At 62.5% G+C, this 18805-nt stretch carries 18 protein-coding genes; 8 read left to right on the top strand and 10 right to left on the bottom strand.

The window, feature by feature from the left end; translation table 11 throughout:
* Positions 1 to 127 precede the first annotated feature (127 nt).
* Positions 128 to 1588: an amidophosphoribosyltransferase gene (gene purF, locus GGR44_RS01260; RefSeq protein ID WP_183953626.1), complete on the top strand. Its 1461-nt coding sequence runs from the start codon at positions 128 to 130 to the stop codon at positions 1586 to 1588.
* Between the two features lie 104 nt (positions 1589 to 1692).
* The gene (locus GGR44_RS01255; RefSeq protein WP_183953625.1) at positions 1693 to 2406 is read left to right on the top strand and encodes an SDR family NAD(P)-dependent oxidoreductase; all 714 of its coding nucleotides are present in this window, start codon (positions 1693 to 1695) and stop codon (positions 2404 to 2406) included.
* Between the two features lie 27 nt (positions 2407 to 2433).
* On the opposite strand, the gene GGR44_RS01250 is transcribed toward GGR44_RS01255, so the two are convergent.
* Positions 2434 to 2874 (bottom strand): cupin domain-containing protein, encoded by a 441-nt coding sequence (locus tag GGR44_RS01250; RefSeq protein WP_183953624.1) that lies wholly within the window; start codon positions 2872 to 2874, stop codon positions 2434 to 2436.
* Positions 2875 to 3000: 126 nt separating this feature from the next.
* Here GGR44_RS01250 and GGR44_RS01245 point away from each other — a divergent pair, with 126 nt between their 5' ends.
* Positions 3001 to 3303, top strand: coding sequence for a glycine zipper 2TM domain-containing protein (locus GGR44_RS01245; protein WP_183953623.1), 303 nt, complete (start codon positions 3001 to 3003; stop codon positions 3301 to 3303).
* Positions 3304 to 3369: 66 nt separating this feature from the next.
* Here GGR44_RS01245 and GGR44_RS01240 read toward each other — a convergent pair whose 3' ends face one another.
* Positions 3370 to 3642, bottom strand: coding sequence for a longin-like domain-containing protein (locus GGR44_RS01240; protein WP_183954197.1), 273 nt, complete (start codon positions 3640 to 3642; stop codon positions 3370 to 3372).
* A 146-nt stretch (positions 3643 to 3788) separates the two neighbouring features.
* Positions 3789 to 4196 (bottom strand): EVE domain-containing protein, encoded by a 408-nt coding sequence (locus tag GGR44_RS01235; RefSeq protein ID WP_183953622.1) that lies wholly within the window; start codon positions 4194 to 4196, stop codon positions 3789 to 3791.
* A 128-nt stretch (positions 4197 to 4324) separates the two neighbouring features.
* Here GGR44_RS01235 and GGR44_RS01230 point away from each other — a divergent pair, with 128 nt between their 5' ends.
* Positions 4325 to 5233, top strand: coding sequence for an isopenicillin N synthase family dioxygenase (locus tag GGR44_RS01230; RefSeq protein ID WP_221214254.1), 909 nt, complete (start codon positions 4325 to 4327; stop codon positions 5231 to 5233).
* Positions 5234 to 5264: 31 nt separating this feature from the next.
* On the opposite strand, the gene GGR44_RS01225 is transcribed toward GGR44_RS01230, so the two are convergent.
* A complete protein-coding gene (locus tag GGR44_RS01225) occupies positions 5265 to 5648 on the bottom strand; it encodes a dihydroneopterin aldolase (RefSeq protein ID WP_183953620.1) in 384 nt (127 codons plus the stop codon).
* Between the two features lie 95 nt (positions 5649 to 5743).
* Between GGR44_RS01225 and GGR44_RS01220 the strand changes: the two genes are divergently transcribed.
* The 4 genes from GGR44_RS01220 to GGR44_RS01205 are packed head-to-tail and all read left to right on the top strand — an operon-like array spanning position 5744 to position 8723.
* Entirely contained in the window at positions 5744 to 6304 is a 561-nt protein-coding gene (locus GGR44_RS01220; RefSeq protein ID WP_246344264.1) for a GNAT family N-acetyltransferase, read from the top strand.
* A gap of 43 nt (positions 6305 to 6347) precedes the next feature.
* On the top strand, positions 6348 to 6914 hold the full coding sequence (locus tag GGR44_RS01215; protein ID WP_183953619.1) for a DUF1285 domain-containing protein: 567 nt from the start codon (positions 6348 to 6350) through the stop codon (positions 6912 to 6914).
* A gap of 5 nt (positions 6915 to 6919) precedes the next feature.
* A complete protein-coding gene (locus GGR44_RS01210; RefSeq protein ID WP_183953618.1) occupies positions 6920 to 7531 on the top strand; it encodes a CoA pyrophosphatase in 612 nt (203 codons plus the stop codon).
* Positions 7512 to 8723: a CCA tRNA nucleotidyltransferase gene (locus GGR44_RS01205; protein ID WP_183953617.1), complete on the top strand. Its 1212-nt coding sequence runs from the start codon at positions 7512 to 7514 to the stop codon at positions 8721 to 8723. The genes GGR44_RS01210 and GGR44_RS01205 overlap by 20 nt, the downstream gene beginning before the upstream one ends.
* Here the strand turns inward: GGR44_RS01205 and GGR44_RS01200 are convergent.
* The 6 genes from GGR44_RS01200 to GGR44_RS01175 all read right to left on the bottom strand — a co-directional run bounded on the left by GGR44_RS01200 (position 8687) and on the right by GGR44_RS01175 (position 18799).
* Complete coding sequence (locus GGR44_RS01200) at positions 8687 to 10318, bottom strand: putative bifunctional diguanylate cyclase/phosphodiesterase (RefSeq protein WP_246344263.1); 1632 nt, start codon at positions 10316 to 10318, stop codon at positions 8687 to 8689. The two genes, GGR44_RS01205 and GGR44_RS01200, sit on opposite strands and share 37 nt — an antisense overlap.
* Positions 10319 to 10514: 196 nt before the next feature.
* Positions 10515 to 12791, bottom strand: a complete 2277-nt coding sequence (gene parC, locus GGR44_RS01195) for a DNA topoisomerase IV subunit A (protein ID WP_183953615.1) — start codon at positions 12789 to 12791, stop codon at positions 10515 to 10517.
* Between the two features lie 163 nt (positions 12792 to 12954).
* Positions 12955 to 14355 (bottom strand): dihydrolipoyl dehydrogenase, encoded by a 1401-nt coding sequence (gene lpdA, locus GGR44_RS01190; protein ID WP_183953614.1) that lies wholly within the window; start codon positions 14353 to 14355, stop codon positions 12955 to 12957.
* 50 nt (positions 14356 to 14405) lie between these two features.
* On the bottom strand, positions 14406 to 14669 hold the full coding sequence (locus tag GGR44_RS01185; RefSeq protein ID WP_183953613.1) for a GIY-YIG nuclease family protein: 264 nt from the start codon (positions 14667 to 14669) through the stop codon (positions 14406 to 14408).
* Between the two features lie 78 nt (positions 14670 to 14747).
* A complete protein-coding gene (odhB, locus tag GGR44_RS01180) occupies positions 14748 to 15995 on the bottom strand; it encodes a 2-oxoglutarate dehydrogenase complex dihydrolipoyllysine-residue succinyltransferase (protein ID WP_183953612.1) in 1248 nt (415 codons plus the stop codon).
* Between the two features lie 8 nt (positions 15996 to 16003).
* The gene (locus tag GGR44_RS01175; protein WP_183954195.1) at positions 16004 to 18799 is read right to left on the bottom strand and encodes a 2-oxoglutarate dehydrogenase E1 component; all 2796 of its coding nucleotides are present in this window, start codon (positions 18797 to 18799) and stop codon (positions 16004 to 16006) included.
* Positions 18800 to 18805 lie beyond the last annotated feature (6 nt).

Raw genomic sequence — 18805 nt, 5'->3', positions numbered from 1 at the left:
GGACGCCACCATCGCCTCCACCGCTTTTTTGTTACAGTGGGGCGACAAGCGGGACAGAAAACACTATAGGGCCCGCAACAGGCGCGTCCCCTGGCGCGCAGGATCGGCAACGGACCCGTTCACACCCATGATCAGCACAAACCCTTTCGACGACGACAAGTTGCGCGAGGAATGCGGCATTTTCGGCATTTCCGGCGCGGATTCGGCCTCGGCCATTGTCGCCCTTGGCCTTCATGCGCTCCAGCATCGCGGGCAGGAAGCAGCCGGAATCACCAGTTGGGATGGCCATGATTTCCATACCCATCGGGCGATGGGCCATGTCGCGGGCAATTTCGACCGCGACGATGTGATTCGCGGCTTGCCCGGCGGCGCAGCCTGCGGCCATGTGCGCTATTCGACCACCGGTGAAACATCGCTGCGGAACGTCCAGCCGCTTTATGCGGAACTCAATTCCGGCGGTTTCGCCATTGCCCATAATGGCAATATCTCCAACGCGATGAAGGTGCGTCGCGAACTCATCCGTCGCGGCTCCATATTCCAGTCGACCTCCGACACCGAAGTCATCATCCATCTGGTCGCGACATCGACCTATCGCACCCTGATCGACAAGTTCATCGACGCGCTGAAACAGATCGAGGGCGCCTATTCGCTGATCGTGATGACGCCCGAGGGCATGATCGCCTGCCGCGATCCGCTGGGCATCCGCCCGCTGGTCATGGGCAAGCTGGGCGATTCGATCATTTTCGCTTCGGAAACCGTCGCCCTCGACGTCGTCGGCGCGGAACATGTCCGCTCCATCGATCCGGGCGAACTGGTCATCGTCACCCATGACGGGGAAGTGCGCAGCCATCGCCCCTTTGGCGAACAGCATCCGCGCCCCTGCATTTTCGAACATGTCTATTTCAGCCGCCCCGATTCGATTGTCGACGGCTCCAGCGTCTATTCGGTCCGCAAGGCGATCGGCGCGCAGCTCGCCATCGAAAATCCGGTCGAGGCCGATCTGGTCATCCCGGTCCCCGACAGCGGCGTGCCCGCCGCCATCGGCTATGCCCAGCAATCGGGCATCCCCTTTGAACTGGGCATCATCCGTTCGCACTATATCGGCCGCACCTTCATCCAGCCGGGCGACAAGGTCCGCCATCTGGGCGTCAAGCTGAAGCACAACGCCAATCGCGCTCTCATCAACGGCCAGAGGATCGTGCTGATTGACGATTCGATCGTGCGCGGCACCACCAGCCTGAAAATCGTGCAGATGATGCGTGAAGCGGGCGCGGCCGAAGTGCATATGCGGATCGCCAGCCCGCCGACCAAACATAGTTGCTTCTATGGCGTCGACACGCCCGAACGCACCAAATTGCTGGCGCACCGGCTGGATATTGGCGGCATGCAGGACTTCATCCATGCCGACAGCCTGTCTTTCATCTCGATCGACGGCCTGTACAAGGCTTTGGGCGAAGCGAAGCGCGCCGATGCCCGTCCCCAATATTGCGACGCCTGCTTCACTGGCGATTATCCGACACCGCTGACCGATCAGGACGACGTCGTTGTCAAGGATCAGTTGGAACTGCTTGCCGAACGGGTGGTCTGAACAGCCCCTCTTCCGTCTAGCGCCCGGATGTCGAAGGCCGGTCCGCTGCAACCAGCGCCCGGCCCACCCAGCCATCATCCGCTTCCAGTCCATGGAGCCCCCGCATGTCCAACCTTCCCCTTGACGGCAAACTTGCCCTTGTCACCGGCGCCAGCCGGGGCATCGGTGCGGCCGCGGCGCTGGCGCTGGCGAACGCCGGCGCGCATGTCATCCTCACGGCGCGGACCAGTGGAGGCCTTGAAGCGGTGGAGGAGAAAATCCATGCTGCCGGCGGCAGCGCGACCATCGCGCCGCTTGACCTCATCGACGGGGAAAGCATCGGCCGACTGGCCGGCGCGGTGTCCGGCCGTTGGCCGGCGCTCGACATATTGGTGCTCAACGCCGCGACCCTCGGCTCGCTGGCGTCGGTGCCCGCCATCGACGTCAAGGAATTTGCGCGCCTTCTCACGCTCAACATCGCCGCGCAACAGGCGCTGATCGCCGCATTCGACCCGATGCTGCGGGCCAGCGCCGACGCGCGGGTCATCGCCCTGACAACCTCCGTCGCCAGCCAGCCGCGCGCCTATTGGGGCGCCTATGGCGCGTCGAAGGCGGCGCTTGAGGTGCTGGTCGCGGCTTATGGCGAAGAGGTGAAGAACATCTCCGCCATCCGCACCCATATCGTGGATCCCGGCGCGACCCGCACCGCCATGCGCGCGCGGGCATTCCCCGGTGAAGACCCCGCAACGGTCAAGGAACCCGCCATCGTCGCACAGGCCATATTGGACCTCATCCTCGCCGATACACCGGCGGGGCAGCGGACGCGCGTGGAGGGCTGACCCTCCCTCGCAAACAGGCGGCTGGCTTCACCCGCGCTCTGGCGTCCAGTCGGGCGGCGCCAGAGTAAAGCCGGCAAACTCGAACCCCGGAATGACTGTGCAACTGACCAGCACCCATCCCCCCAGTGGACGGGTCGCCTGCCAATGATGGGCTGGCACCAGCGCCTGCGGCGCCTGCCCCGCCAACACGTCGCCGCCCATCCATATTTCGCGGGGCGTTTCCCCTTCCAGCCCGACGGACAGCATCAAGGGGGCGCCTGCGTGCCAAAACCAGTGTTCGTCGCCGTCGACCTTATGCCAGTGTGACCGTTCATGCGATTCCAGCAAGAAAAGGATCGCCGAACCCGCGGCCCGCTCGCCGCCTGAAACAGGCGCACGCCACATTTCGCGATACCAACCGCCTTCGGGATGCGGCTGCATTTCCAGCCGCTCGATGATCGCCGCCGCCGCCTCATCCCGCTCGATCATAGATGCACCCCCGCGCCACAAATCCGATCAACTGCCTCTGCAAACGCTGTTGTCTCATGTTCATGCAACCACAGCGCCGGGAGACGGTTGATCCCCCGAACCATAGTTGATCGGAGGAGCATATCCATGCGCAATATTATGATGGCGGCAGCCGCCCTTTCCCTTACCATTCCCGTTTCGATGGCGTTGCCGGTCGAAGGCGCGCAGGCGCGCAAACATTACCGATACAAGGAATGGCGGGGCCGCGATGGCCGCCTATATTGCCGAAAATCCGATGGCACCACCGGGCTGATTATCGGCGGCGTCGGCGGCGCGCTGGTCGGGCGATCCATCGACACGCGCGGCGATCGCGCCACCGGCACCCTATTGGGCGCTGCGGCAGGCGCGCTGATCGGTAAGGAAATCGACAGCAAACGGCGCTGTCGCTGACGCGAAAAAAGGCGGTTCTCGTCTGGAGAACCGCCCTTTTCAAGGACTTGGCGATAGCCGAAGCGTTCAGTCGGCGGCGCCGCGGGCTTCCTCGACGTCGAACGACACCGGTTGGCCGTTCGAAACGCCCGAAACCTTGCCATTCTTGATGGCCAGATTGAAAGCGACCGCATCGGGATAACGACGGCCAGAAATCACCTGACCGGTCTTGGTGTCCTTGACCTGATACACATAGGTATAACCTTCGTGCTTGAAGCTCTGCTTGGCGGGTTCTTCGGCCATGGCGGGGACAGAAACGGCGGCGCCAACCAGGGTGGCGACCATGAACTTGGACAGCATTCGCATAGGTATCTCCTTTGGGAATGCCGATCAAACACCTCAATTTGCGATTATTATGTTCTGTTGACGCCTTTCTATGTTGCGACGCAGCATCGGGCAAACGCAAAAATCGTCATGGCGATTGCACCAGGCGCAACTTACAGAATTTACCCTTCGGACAACGCCACAATATGGTCGAACTCCGCTCTTTTCAGCGCCGACACCGAGAGGCGGGATTGCCGGATCATCTGCATGTCGGCCAGCGCCGGATCGGATTTCATCGTTTTGAGCGATACGGTCCGCACGAATTTGCGTACCGGCGCGACGTGGACCGCAACCCACTTCCCGGTTTCGTCCGTGCTGTCAGGCGCGGCTTCCTCCACGATCTCCATGATCCCGACAGCCTCGACGCCGATATTGCTGTGATAGAATATCGCCTGATCGCCCTTCCTCATCGCCATCATGTTCAGCTTGGCGCTGTGATTGCGCACCCCGTCCCATTCCGCGCGCCCCTTTTCGACCAGGTCGTCATAGGAAAACACGTCGGGTTCCGATTTCATCAGCCAATAGTTCATTTCGCCTCCTTGCATCAGCGCGCCGGGACGATCAAGGATCGCAGCATGAAGCGGCGCGACAGGCCGCAACCAGTGGAGTTTTCAAGACCGTGCCCCACGCTATCCTGGAACAGGTGCCCCTGCTTTCCATGGCCGAATTGCCGAAGGCCGATTTCGCGCAGGCCTTCGGCTCATCCTTTCAAACCTTCGGCTTCGCAATGGTGCGCGACCATGGCATGGATCAGGGACTGGTGAATGAAGGCTGGGCCATCGCCCGCCAGTTCTTTGCCATGCCGGTTGCCGCCAAGCGCCGCTACGATGCTTCGGGCAATGGCGGCCAGCGCGGCTATACCGCCTTTGGCGTGGAAATCGCCAAGGGCGCGAGCGAGAATGACCTGAAGGAATTCTGGCATGTCGGCCGCGATCTGGAACCGGGCGATCCATTGGCCGGGACCATGCCACCCAATATCTGGCCGGATGAAATTCCCGAGTTTCGCTTCATCTTCAGTCGTCTCTATCGGGAGTTCGACCGGGTCGGCGCCGAACTGCTTTCGGCCATCGCGCTTTATGTGGGCCTGCCCGAACGCTGGTTCGATTCGGCGATAAAGGACGGCAACAGCATCCTGCGCCTGCTCCATTATCCCCCCGTGTCGCCAGAGGCTCCGGGCATTCGCGCGGGCGCGCATGAGGATATCAACCTCATCACCCTGTTGCTGGGCGCGGAGGAAGGCGGGCTGGAACTGCGTGATCGACAGGGCGACTGGTTGCCCGTCGTTCCCCCGCCCGGCGCTCTGGCCATCAATGTCGGCGACATGCTTCAGCGCCTGACTAACCATCGGCTACCGTCCACCAGCCATCGCGTGGTCAACCCGCCGCCCGAACGGCGCGGCCGTTCGCGCTACTCGATGCCCTTCTTCCTCCACCTGCGGCCCGATTTCATCATCGACGCGCTGCCACAGTGCGTGGACGCCGATCATCCCCGGCGCGATCCGCCGATCAGCGCGCACGACTATCTCACGGAACGGCTGATCGAAATCGGCCTTATCAAAAAGGGCTGACGACCGGCGGGGGCTGTTCCACCCCCCGCTCCTATTTGCGCCAGCGGCTCAGCGTGATGCCGATTTCCTCGCCTCGTTCACTCAGCGCGAGCTTCACGATCTTCACCTGCACATGGCGGACCTTCGCGTCCTGCATGAATACTGTGTCGATGATATGGTCGGCGACCGCTTCGATCAGGGTGAAATGCCGGCCTTCGGGCAGGCCGGTCGTCGCGGCGTGCTTGAGGTCCATATAGTTTTTGGAAACGGTGAGCGGCGTGTCGGGGTCATAATGATCCTGCACCGCGAGCATCGCGCGCACTGAAATGCGCAGCGGCTGGGCCAGATGCGTCTCTTCCGAATAGATGCCGGTGAGCACGTCGACGTGCAGATCGTTGACCTCCAGGGCCAGCATGTCTTGGTCAAATGTCGTCATGGGTCCGCAGAACGGCGAAAAGGCGCAGGCCCATGCCGCGCCCCTGTCCGATATGTCCTTTTCTTTTCACGGTCAGCCGCTAAACGCCGCCGTTCATGGCGCGCTCCATGCGCCACTATTTGCGGATCGGCAAGCCCGTGTCATCAATCGTCCCCCTGATCAGCCAGCCTTTCGAGGCCGTGGAACGCCTGTTGGACGACGCTTTCGGCCGTGATCGCCGGGGGCGGACCGCCTACGCCATTCGCGCGGGCACGGATTGGCTGCCGCCACTATCGTTTGCCGCCGTCGGACAGAAGGGTGCGCTGATCGGCACCCTGCAAAGCTGGCCCGTCGCCCTGAATCGGCCCGATGGCGTTCAGATGCCGCTGATCATGGTCGGCCCGGTCGCGGTGGAGCCCGAATTTCAGCGAGACGGCCATGGCCGCGCCATGATGGACGCCGTCGTCGCCGCCGCCCGCGCGGCGCGAACCGAACCGCTGATGCTGATCGGCGATCCTGAATATTATGGCCGCTTCTGGGGCTTTTCGGCGCAAGGCACCGGCGGATGGGACGCCCCTGGCCCGTTCGAGCCGCGCCGCCTGCTTGCGCTGCCGGTGTCGGGCGAAATGATCGGCGGCGTCGGCATGCTCGGACCGCGCATCCCGATCGCAGCCTGAAAGCCCTTTGCCTTCGGGCGCGGCTGCACCTATCTGCTTGTCCATGCCGATGCAGCCCTTGCCCGATATATCGTCCCTGTCGCTCGCCGACATCGCCCGCCTGGCGGCAGAAGCCCGCCTGCCCCCCGTGGATCGCTGGAATCCCGACCATTGCGGGGACAGCGAGATGCGAATCGCGCGTGACGGCGTCTGGTTTCATCAGGGAACGCCCATCGGTCGCGAAAATATGGTGCGCCTCTTTTCAACCATTTTGCGCCGGGAAGCCGACGGCAGCCATGTGCTGGTGACGCCGGTGGAGAAATTGTCCATTATCGTGGAGGACGCGCCGTTCATGGCCGTCGAACTCAAAAGCGAGGGCAAGGCGCATGAACGACGGCTCGCCTTTCGTCTGAACACCGGCGACATGGTGGTCGCAGGGCCGGATCATGCGATCATGGTGCGGCGGGACGGCGATGAACCCCGTCCCTATCTTCATGTGCGCGGCGGTCTGGAAGCCCGCATCGGCCGCAACGTCTATTATGAGCTGGCCTCGCTTGCCATCGAGGAAGGCCATGATCCGGTCGGCCTGTGGAGCGATGGCGTCTTTTTCCGTCTGGACGGGCAGGATTAGTCGGGATGGCGCTCGCTGAAACCCTGCGCGCGGCGCTGGCCGATGGGCATCGCCGCAATATCGGCCTGCTTCCCGGCGACACGCGCGATCCGCGCATAGACGGTGAACGCGTGCTGGCCCCTGCCGCCGTGCTCGTTGCCGTCACTGATCGCAGCAATCCGGGCCTGATCCTGACCCAGCGGGCATCATCGCTGCGCAAACATCCTGGACAGGTCGCCTTGCCCGGCGGCCGGGTCGATCATACCGACAGCAATGAAATCGCGGCCGCCCTGCGTGAAGCGCAGGAGGAAATCGCCCTGCCCCCCGATCAGGTGCAGGTGATCGGCATGTCCGATCGCTATCACACCTTCACCGGGTTCGATATCGTGCCGGTTCTGGGCGTTGTGCCGCCCGACCTGCCTCTCGTTCCCCAGGCCGACGAAGTGGCCGACTGGTTCGAAGTCCCGCTCGGCTTCGTGCTCGATCCGCGCAACCGCATTCGGAAATCTGCAATATTCGAGGGGGTTGAGCGCCATTATTATGAGATTTTCTGGCAGGAACGCCGCATATGGGGCGTGACCGCCGCGATATTGACCAACCTTTCCAGGCGCCTTGGTTATGACCATGCATCTGCCTGACGCGCCCTGGCGCCACCGCCCGGGCCTTGCCGAACTTGTGGCCCTGCTCAACGCAGAGGGCGATTGCGCCCGTTTCGTTGGCGGCGCGGTGCGCGACACATTGCTTGGTCTTCCGGTCAGCGATGTCGATATCGCAACGACCCTGCCCCCTGAAGCGGTCATGCCCCGCCTGAAGGATGCAGGGATCAAGGTCGTGCCGACGGGCATCGATCATGGCACCGTAACGGCCATCATCGGCGGCGCGCCGGTCGAGATCACCACCCTGCGCCGCGACGTCAGCACTGATGGACGGCGCGCGACCATCGCCTATACCGACGACTGGCGGCAGGATGCGGCGCGACGCGATTTCACCATCAACGCCCTTTATGCCGATCCCACGAGCAGCGCGATCAGCGACTTTTTCGGCGGCCTGGCCGACCTGCAATCCCGCACCGTTCGCTTCATCGGCGACGCGCGCGAGCGGATTGCCGAAGATCATCTGCGGATCATGCGCTATTTCCGCTTCCTTGCCCGTTATGGCGGCGGCGATCCGGATGGCGAATCCTATACTGCGTGCCGTGAAGCCGCCAACAGCCTGATGGCCCTCTCCCGCGAGCGGATTGCCGACGAGTTGCTGAAGCTGTTGCTCGTCGCCGATCCAGCGCCGACATTGGGCATGATGGTGCGCGGCGGCATCTTGCGCGCGGTCCTGCCGGAGATCGACGAGGCGGGGGTCGCCCGCCTGGGGAGCCTGACCGCGCGGGAGCATCGCGCCCGGGTCGAACCGAGCGCGGTGCGCAGGCTGGCGGCGCTCGTGCCGCAGGACGTCGAAACCGCCGATCAGATCGCCGCGCGCCTCAAACTGTCCAACAAGGCGCGCAAGCGCATGGCTCTGGCGCTCACACCCGTCGGTCCTGCCATGTCACTCGCCGAACTTGCCTATCGTCGCGGCGTCGAAGGCACTGTCGACCGCTGGCTGCTTGATGACGCGCGCGATCCTGCATCCTTGGCGATGCTTCGGGAATGGCAGAAGCCTGCCTTTGAAGTCGGTGGCGGCGCGCTGATCGCCCGAGGCCTTGCTCCTGGCCCGGATGTGGCCAGGGCCCTGCGCGAAGTCGAGGAGCAATGGATCGCCGAGGGCTTCCCCAAACGGGATCGCCTCGAACAGATCGCCGATCAGACGGTTTCGAAATTCCAGCGCACGCGCCAATAATCGAAAGCCTCGGCCTCGTTCATCGGCTTGGCGAAATAATATCCCTGTCCCTGCCAGCAGCCCCATTGCTGCAAACGGTGGGCGAGCGACTGGTCTTCGATTCCTTCGGCTGTCACTTTCAGATTCAGCGATTCGGCCATCGACAATATCGTGCGGACAATCACTTCCTTGTCGTGGTCCTCCATCATCGTCGAAACGAAACTGCGATCGATCTTCAATATGTCGATAGGCAGGCTGTGGAGGCTGGCCAGATTGGAAAATCCGGTCCCGAAATCGTCCATCGCGATGGACATTTTCAGTTCTTTCAGGGCGAATAGCAGTTTTCTCGCCTTTTCCGGGTCGGCAATGATCGCGCTCTCGGTGATCTCCGCCGTCAGTCGCCGACCTTCGATGCCGGAAAAGCGCAACGCTTCCTCGAACATCGACGCGACATCGTCCCGCGCCATCTGGATTGGCGACAGGTTGATGTTCATTCCGACAGGCAATGTCTGGCCAACGGCCTCATCCCAGCGCGCCAGCGTCTGGGCTGCTTCCAGGGCGGCCCAGCGCCCCAACTCGACGATGAGCCCGCTTTCCTCGGCCACGGCGATAAATTCGACGGGCGCAACCGCGCCCAGTTCCTCGTCATTCCACCGGGCAAGCGCTTCAAACCCGGTAATTTCGCTGGAACTCAGGTGAATGAGCGGCTGAAACGCCAGGGTCAGCGCGCCCTTGCTCAGGGCATCGCGCAAACGGCTTTCGACCAGAAAACGACGATGCGCCTCCTTGAGCACGCCGTTACGGTAGATTTCGACCTTTCCGCTGCGCTTGGCGATCTTGACCGCCGCCTGCGCCTTGCGAACGACATCGTCGGGGTCTTCATCAAGGGAGACAGCAATGGCGCAGCCGATGGCGCAATCGACGCGTATCTGGAGGTTGCTGAGGCGTATGGGCGACGACAGCGCATCCTTCACGCGCTGCACGATATGCAAGGCATCCGACAAGCCATTGTTAAGGCGGGCGAAAATGGCAAAGTCATTGCCGCCGATGCGCGCCAGCACATCGCCCTGACGCAAGGATGATTTGAGCCGCTTGGCCACGGTGATGAGCAATTCGTCGCCCGCCATGGGGCCGAGCGACTCGTTTACCCGGCTGAACCGGCTAAGATCGATGGCGATAATGGCGAAACCGGCATTGTCCGACCAGGGACCACCCTTGATCCGGTCGTCGATCGCTTCACCAAAGCCGGTGCGGTTGGGCAAAGCGGTCAAGCTGTCCGACATCAGTTCGCGCCGCAGATTTTTCTCGATCGTGCGCTCGCTCGTCCGGTCCACGGCCGTAACCAGAATGGGCCGCCCGCGATCGGTCAATTCCTTGAGCCGACCGATCGTGCAGTAGAAATATTCTGGACCGAAGCGGCCCTGGATCGGCATTTCAAAACTTTCCGAAACCCTGTCGCCTTTCAGAAAGCGCGCGATGCGATCCTGCCACTCTCGACCCTTGAACCGCAGGGATTCGCCCCTATCCGACGGCATCAGGAAGCGTTGGTGGAAGCCGCCATTGGCGCTGTGAACCCATGGCTGATCGTCATTTTCGTAGATGATGGCGGCCGGCATGGAAAGCGCGGCAAGCAAATGGTCCGCGCAGCTGTCCTCCTCATCATATACGCCATCTACCGCGACACAAGGGCCGCGATTCTGGTCAATATCATCGCGGTGGCACGCGGAGGCGGGTTTCATATCTTCCCCCATATCCACCAAGGGTAAACAAACGGGAAATGATGCGGCCGTTGGAGCGGACAGCGAAATCCGCTCAGAAGCGATTGTCGCGGGGAAAGCCAACCGGCGGCATTCGCCCGGCCGCGCCGCGCGCCACACGCCAAGGGGTCACGTCGGCTTCCGTACGGGTGCGGCCACTCTCGCCGCCCATCCGCCAGCTTAAACCTTCCGCCAGTTTGAAGGCGATGGCGTCGGACAGTCCACCGTCGCGATAGCGTTGCAACTGCACACCCGACCCGCGCGCCATTTCCGGCAGTTCGGACAGGGCAAACACCAGCAATTTGCGATTCTCGCCAATGACGGCGACGCTGTCAGCGCCATCGGCGACCACGTGGACGACCGCCAGTTGCGCGCCGGGCCGCATGTTGACGATCTGTTTGCCCTTGCGCGTTTCGGCCAGAATGTCAGCGACCGCGGCGACAAATCCTCGCCCGTCCGACGAAGCGAGCAACAATTTGGCGTCCGCGCGCGCAGGCATCAGCGTGGTGATCCGCGCATCATTGTCCATGTCGATCATCAAACGCACCGGATCGCCAAAGCCCCGTCCACCCGGCAACTTGTCCGCGCCCAATGTGAAGAACCGGCCATTGGACGCTGCTAGCAACAGCTTGTCGGTGGTGTGGGCGTGAAAGGCGAGCATCGGACCATCGCCTTCCTTGAACTTGAGCGTATCGGCGGCGGCCAGGTCACGGTGACCGCTCATCGCCCTGATCCACCCGCGTTCGGACAGGATGACGGTGATCGGCTCGCGCTCGATCATCGCTTCCAGCGGGATTTCGCGAGCAGGCGCGGCCTCCTCCACCAATGTCCGCCGCTCTTCATGGGCGTAGCGTTTGCGGAGCGCCGCCAGATCCTTCTTGAGCCGGGTCTTCTGCCTTGCCGGGCTCTCAAGCAGCTTCTGAAGCTCGTCGCGCTCGGCGATCAGTTCCGCGTGCTCGCGCCGCAATTCCATCTCCTCGAGCTTGCGGAGCGAGCGCAACCGCATGTTGAGGATGGCTTCGGCCTGCCGGTCGGTGAGCGAGAATTCGTCCATCATCACCGCCTTGGGCTCATCCTCCGTGCGGATGATCTCGATCACCCGGTCAAGGTTGAGATAGGCGATGATGTAGCCGTCGAGCAGTTCCAGCCGCGCGGCGATCTTGTCCAGACGATGCTGCGCCCGCCGCACCAGCACGTCGATCTGGTGCTTCAACCATTCGACCAGCACGGCGCGCAGCCCCAGCACGCGCGGCGTCCGCGTCGCATCCAGCACGTTCAAATTCAGGCTGAACCGGTTTTCAAGGTCGGTCAGCCGGAACAGGCTGTCCATCAACACCTGTTCGTCGACCGTGCGCGCGCGCGGTTCCAGCACGATGCGGATTTCCGCGTCGCTTTCATCCCGCACATCGGCCAAAATCGGCAGCTTCTTGTCGTTGATGAGCGCCGCGATCTGCTCGATCAACTTGGACTTCTGCACCTGATAGGGGATTTGCGTGACCACCGCGACCCAGGTGCCGCGCCCGCCATCTTCCTTGTGCCAGCGCGCCCGCGTGCGGAAAGCCCCGCGCCCGGTGGCATAGGCTTCCGCGATGATCGCTGGACTGTCGACCAAGACGCCGCCCGTGGGGAAATCGGGCCCCTTCACCACCCGCATCAAGGCTGCGTGATCGGCTTCGGGCGCGTCGATCAACAGGCTGGCGGCGTCGATCAGCTCACCCACATTATGCGGCGGGATGCTGGTCGCCATGCCCACGGCGATGCCGCTGGCGCCATTGGCCAGCAGATTGGGGAACAGGCCGGGGAAAATTTCCGGCTCTTCATCCTCGCCATTGTAGGTCGGGCGGAAATCGACGGTGCCTTCGTCCAGCCCCGCCATCAGATCGGCCGCCGCCTGCGTCAGCCGCGCCTCGGTATAGCGCATCGCCGCCGCATTATCGCCGTCGATGTTGCCGAAATTGCCCTGCCCGTCGACCAGGGGCATACGCAGCGAGAAATCCTGCGCCAGGCGCACCATGGCGTCATAAACCGAGCTGTCCCCATGGGGGTGATATTTGCCGATCACGTCGCCGACCACGCGCGCGCATTTTTTGTAACTGGTGGCGTTGCGGGCCGGATTGATCGCCAGCACATCGGCGCTCGCTCCGCTCGGCTCCATCCGCAACAGCCGCATCGCCCACAACAGGCGGCGATGCACCGGCTTCAACCCGTCGCGCAGGTCGGGCAGCGAACGCGCGGTGATCGTGGAGAGGGCATACACCAGATATCGCTGCGACAGCGCCTCGTCGAACGGGTGGTCCTTGATGCTGTCCAACGGGTCGCGAAAATCGGTCATCCCCCGTCGGATAGCAGGGCGTCAGTCATTCGCAAACCGGCTTTGAACCAAAGTTTCGGGGCCTGCCGCAGGGCCGGCGATGTATCGGCGCGACCGTCGACAAAAAAAGGCCCCCGGCCAAGCGCCGGAGGCCCTTTTGGCATATCGAACGCGATGGGCGCGATCAGATGTGGATCGGCTTTCCGGTCACGGCCATCGCCGCCTCCTTGATCGCCTCGCTGTGCGTCGGGTGCGCGTGGCAGGTATAGGCGATATCCTCGCTGGACGCGCCGAATTCCATCGCCTGCGCGACTTGCGCGATCATCGTGCCGGCAACCGTGGCGATGATCCATACGCCCAGAACCTTGTCGGTTTCGGCGTCGGCAATGACCTTCACGAAACCATCAGGCTCGTGATTGGTCTTGGCGCGGCTGTTGGCCAGCATCGGGAACTTGCCGACCTTGATCGCGCCCTTTTCCTTGGCTGCCTCCTCGGTCAGGCCGACGCCCGCTATTTCCGGCTTGGTATAGACCACCGACGGAATGACGTCATGGTTGACGATGCCGGTCAGGCCAGCGATGTTTTCCGCAACGGCAATGCCTTCGTCCTCGGCCTTGTGCGCGAGCATCGGGCCGGGGATGACGTCGCCAATGGCCCAGACGCCGGGCACCCTGGTCGCGAAATCATGGTCGGTTTCGATCTGACCGCGCGCATTCAGCTCCAGCCCGATCTTGTCGAGGCCAAGGCCCGCCGTATTAGGACGGCGGCCGATCGACACCAGCACGCAATCGGCGCTGATCGTCTCAGCATCGCCACCGGCGGCAGGCTCGACGGTCAGTTCAACCTTCTTGCCCTTGACCGCTGCGCCCGTGACCTTCGTCCCGAGCTTATATTCAAAGCCCTGCTTCTTGAAGATCTTGTTGGCTTCCTTGCGGACTTCGCCGTCCATGCCGGGCAGGATCTGGTCGAGATATTCGACCACGGTCACCTTTGCGCCCAGGCGACGCCACACGCTGCCCAGCTCCAGACCGATGACGCCGCCGCCGATCACCACCAGATGCTCGGGCACCCTGGTCAGCTCCAGCGCGCCGGTCGAATCGACGATCATGCCCTTTGCATTGTCGACGTCCACGCCCGGCAGGGGCGCGACCGACGAACCGGTGGCGATGACGATGTTCTTCGCCGTCACCTTCTGGCCCGCCACTTCGACCGTGTTCGGGCCGGTGAAGCTCGCCAGCCCCTTGATCCAGGTTACCTTGTTCTTCTTGAACAGATATTCGATCCCGCCGGTCAGGCCCTTGACCGCATCAATGCGCTGGCCCTGCATCGTATCGAGATCGAGGCTCATCTTGTCGATCTTGACGCCCAGCTTCGCTAGGGCGCCATTGGCCGCTTCGTCATAGAGTTCGGACGCATGGAGCAGCGCCTTGGAGGGGATGCAGCCGACATTGAGGCAGGTGCCGCCCAGCGTTTCGCGGCTTTCCGCACATGCCACCTTCAGGCCCAGTTGCGCCGCCCGGATCGCGGCGACATAGCCGCCGGGGCCAGCGCCGATCACCAGAACGTCATAATCATACTCGGCCATCGTTCTTCTTCCTCATTGTGTTCCTGCGAACGCAGGAACCCAGGGCGTCGTCAGAACAGCGTCTCGAACAAATCCCGCCACTGCGGATTTCCCCGTTCGATCAACTCGATCTTCCAGGCGCGCTTCCATTTCTTCATCTGCAGTTCGCGAAGCCTCGCTTCCTGCAAATCATCATAATACTCAAACCACACCAACATGGTGCAGCCATATCGCTTCGTAAAGCCTTCAACCAAAGCGTTGCGATGCTGATATGTCCGGCCAGCCAGATCGCTTGTAACACCCAGATAGAGGGCGCCGTTGCGTCGGCTGGCCATCAGATAGACATATCCCGCTTTCGTTGCATTTCTCCGCCCGGGGCTCCTGCGTTCGCAGGAGCACGTGGGAAATAGGCCTTACAGGTCGATCAGCAGACGGGTCGGATCCTCAATCGCGTTCTTCACCGCAACAAGGAACGTCACCGCTTCGCGGCCGTCAATCAGGCGATGGTCGTAGCTGAGCGCGAGATACATCATCGGCCGGATCACGATCTGCCCGTCGCGCACGACCGGGCGGTCCTCGATCCGGTGCAGGCCCAGCACCGCCGACTGGGGCGGGTTGATGATCGGGCTGGACAGCAGCGAACCGAACACGCCGCCATTGGAGATGGTGAAGGTGCCGCCCTTCATATCTTCCATGGTCATCGTGCCGTCCTTGGCCTTCTTGCCGAAGCCGCCGATGGTCTTTTCGATCGTCGCAACGCTCATGCTTTCGGCATTGCGGATCACAGGGACGACCAGACCGTTGGGGGCCGAAACCGCGACGGAAATGTCGCAGAAATCATTATAGACGATCTCGTCGCCCTCGATCTGCGCATTGACGCCCGGAATGTCCTTGAGCGCCATGCACACGGCCTTGGTGAAGAAGCCCATGAAGCCCAGACGGACGCCATGCTTCTTTTCGAACAGGTCCTTATATTTGGCGCGCGCCTCGATGACGTTCGTCATGTCGACATCATTGTAGGTGGTGAGCAGCGCGGCGGTGTTCTGCGCTTCCTTCAGGCGCTTGGCGACCGTCTGGCGCAGACGGGTCATCTTCACCCGCTCCTGCTTGCGGCTGGGGCCAGCGGCCGGCGTTTCGGCGGCGGCGGCCGCAACTGGGACCGCAGCAGCAGCAGCCTTCGCGGTGCCCGCGGCGATCGCGGCCATCACATCGTCCTTGGTCAGGCGACCATCCTTGCCGGTGCCCTTGATCTTGCTCGGGTCAAGACCATGTTCCAGAACCAGCCGACGAACGGCCGGCGACAGGGTCAGGCTGCCGGTATCGCCTTCCTCCTCGGGGGCGACATGCGCCGAAGCGGCGGGCGCGGGCGCGGCGGCTTCCGCCTTTGCCGCAGCAGCCGGAGCAGCGGCTGCGGCTGCGGCTGCGCCCTCATTCAGATAGGCGAGCAGCGCGCCGACCTCGACAGTGTCGCCTTCCTTGGCGACGATGTCGCCCAGCACGCCAGCGACCGGCGCAGGCACGTCAACCGCGACCTTGTCGGTTTCCAGGCTGACGATGGGTTCATCGGCCTTCACCGCCTCGCCGGGCTTCTTCAGCCACTGACCAACGGTTGCTTCGGTAACGGATTCGCCCAGCGCGGGGACTTTGACTTCGGTGGCCATGAGCTTTCTCAGCCTTTCTTCTGGCGACGGATTTCTTCACGGACGCTGTGACCCAGCGCATCGGCGACCAGCGCCCCCTGTTCGGCGAGATGACGCTTGGCAAGGCCAGTGGCGGGCGAAGCGGATGCCTTGCGACCGGCATAGCGGGCGCGCATCGGCGATTTTCCAGCTTCGGCCAAAGCCTCTTCGATGAACGGTTCGACGAAGAACCATGCGCCATTGTTGCGCGGTTCCTCCTGACACCAGATCACTTCTTCCAGCTTGGTCATGCGCTTCATGCGAATGGCCAGCGCCTCGGTCGGGAACGGGTAAAGCTGTTCGATACGGACGATCTGGGTATTCTTGTCCCCGGCCGCATCGCGCGCTTCCATCAGGTCATAGGCGACCTTGCCCGAACACAGCACCAGCCGCTTCGTTTCCGCGTCCGGCGCTGGATTGGTGTCCGACAGGATGCGCATGAAATGGCGCTCGCCCTGGAAATCCTCGGCCTTGCTCACCGCCGCCTTGTGCCGCAACAACGACTTGGGCGTCATGATGATGAGCGGCTTGCGGAACGGGCGCAGCATCTGGCGGCGCAGGATGTGGAAATAATTGGCCGGCGTCGTGCAGTTGGCGACCTGGATATTGCCCTCGGCGCAAAGCTGAAGGAAGCGTTCCAGACGCGCGGAGCTGTGCTCCGGCCCCTGCCCTTCATAGCCGTGCGGCAACAGGCAGACGAGACCGTTGGCGCGCAGCCACTTGCTTTCCGACGACGCGATATACTGGTCGAAGATGATCTGTGCGCCATTGGCGAAGTCGCCGAACTGCGCCTCCCACATCACCAGACATTTGGGGTCGGCCAGCGCATAGCCATATTCAAAACCCAGAACGCCATATTCGGACAAGGGGCTGTCGAGCACCTCGAAACGGCCATGGCGGACGGTCGAAAGCGGAATATATTTGGCTTCCGTGTCCTGATCGACCCAGACCGAGTGGCGCTGGCTGAAGGTGCCGCGTCCGGAATCCTGACCAGACAGGCGAATGCCATAGCCCTCGGTCAGCAAGGCTCCAAAGGCCAGCGCCTCGCCGGTCGCCCAGTCGAAATTCTCGCCGCTGCGGAACATTTCCGCCTTGGCTTCGAGCACGCGACGCAGGGTCTTGTGAACATTCACGCCTTCAGGGATCGTGGTCAGCGTCTTGCCCAAACTGTCGAACAGTTTCGCCGGAATGGCGGTTTCCACATTCTGACGGGACGTCTCGGCATTGGCGGGCTGGTGAAGACCCGACCAGCGACCGGCGAACCAGTCGGCCTTGTTCGCCTTGTAACTTTTCGCCGCCTCGAACTCGTCCTCCAGATGGTTGACGAACTCCTCGGTCGCCTTGGCCACGAAGTCGTCCCCGACAACGCCTTCCGCCTTCAGTCGCGACCCATATATGTCGCTGACCATCGGATGCTTGCGGATCTTCGCGTACATCAACGGCTGGGTGAAACCCGGCTCATCGCCTTCATTGTGGCCAAAGCGGCGATAGCACCACATGTCGATCACGATATCGCGGTGGAAGGTCTGGCGATATTCGATCGCCAGCTTGCACGCAAAGGTGACCGCTTCGGGATCGTCGCCATTGACGTGCAGGATCGGCGCCTGAACGCCCTTGGCCACGTCGCTGGGATAGGGCGACCCGCGCGAGAATTGCGGCGAGGTCGTGAAGCCGATCTGGTTGTTGACGATGAAGTGGATGCAGCCGCCGGTGTTGTAACCCGACACGCCGGAAAAGCCGAAACATTCCCAGACGATGCCCTGACCCGCAAAGGCGGCGTCGCCATGGATCAGCACAGGGAGCACCTGCTGATGCTGCGCCAGATCGTCGCGGAAGGTCTGCTGCGCGCGCACCTTGCCCAGAACAATGGGGTCGACCGTTTCAAGGTGCGACGGATTGGGCACAAGGCTCATATGAACCTTCACGCCGTCAAACTCGCGGTCGGTGGAGGTGCCCAGGTGATATTTGACGTCGCCCGAACCGCCAACGTCTTCGGGATTGGCGGTGCCACCGGAAAATTCGTGGAAGATCACGCGGAAACCCTTGGCCATCACATTGGCCAGCACGTTCAGGCGGCCACGATGGGCCATGCCGTAAACGATCTCGCGCACACCCGAAGCGCCGCCATATTTGATGACCGCCTCAAGCGCGGGAATCATGGATTCGCCGCCGTCCAGACCAAAACGCTTGGTCCCGACATATTTGCGGGCCAGGAACTTTTCATATTGTTCGGCCTGGATGACCTTCGACAGGATCGCCTTCTTGCCTTCGGCGGTGAAGTGGATTTCCTTGTCCTTGCCCTCCAGACGGTCCTGCAGGAATCGGCGTTCCTCCACATCGGCGATGTGCATATATTCCAAGCCGACATTGCCGCAGTAATTCTGACGCAGGATAGCGACGATTTCATCGACCGTCGCATAGTCGAGGCCCAATGTCCCGCCCAGGAAGACCTTCTTCTTGGGATCGGTCAGGCCGTGATATTCAGGGGTGAGGTCTGCGGGAAGCTGGCGCTGGGTCAGACCCAGGGGATCAAGGTTGGCGGCCAGGTGGCCACGCACGCGGTAGGTGCGGATCAGCATCTGCGCGCGGATTGCGTCTTCCGCCGCCTGCGCGATGTCAGCGTCAGAAACGGCCTTGCCAGCCGACTTGGCGGCGGCCTTCACGGCCACCTGCATCTGCGTCGGGTCCAGCGCCCCGGTCAGGTCGTCGGTGTCAACCGGCGGCCAGTTGGTCCGCGCCCAGCTTGGTCCGCGCTCGACCTCGAATTCCTGATTTTCGTAACCCATTGCCTT

Origin of the sequence: Sphingobium fontiphilum (genome assembly GCF_014196635.1) — a bacterium.
Classification (GTDB): Bacteria; Pseudomonadota; Alphaproteobacteria; order Sphingomonadales; family Sphingomonadaceae; genus Sphingobium; species Sphingobium fontiphilum.
The sequence above is the reverse complement of the archived record's forward strand: the minus strand, read 5'-3'. Positions and strand labels throughout refer to the sequence as shown.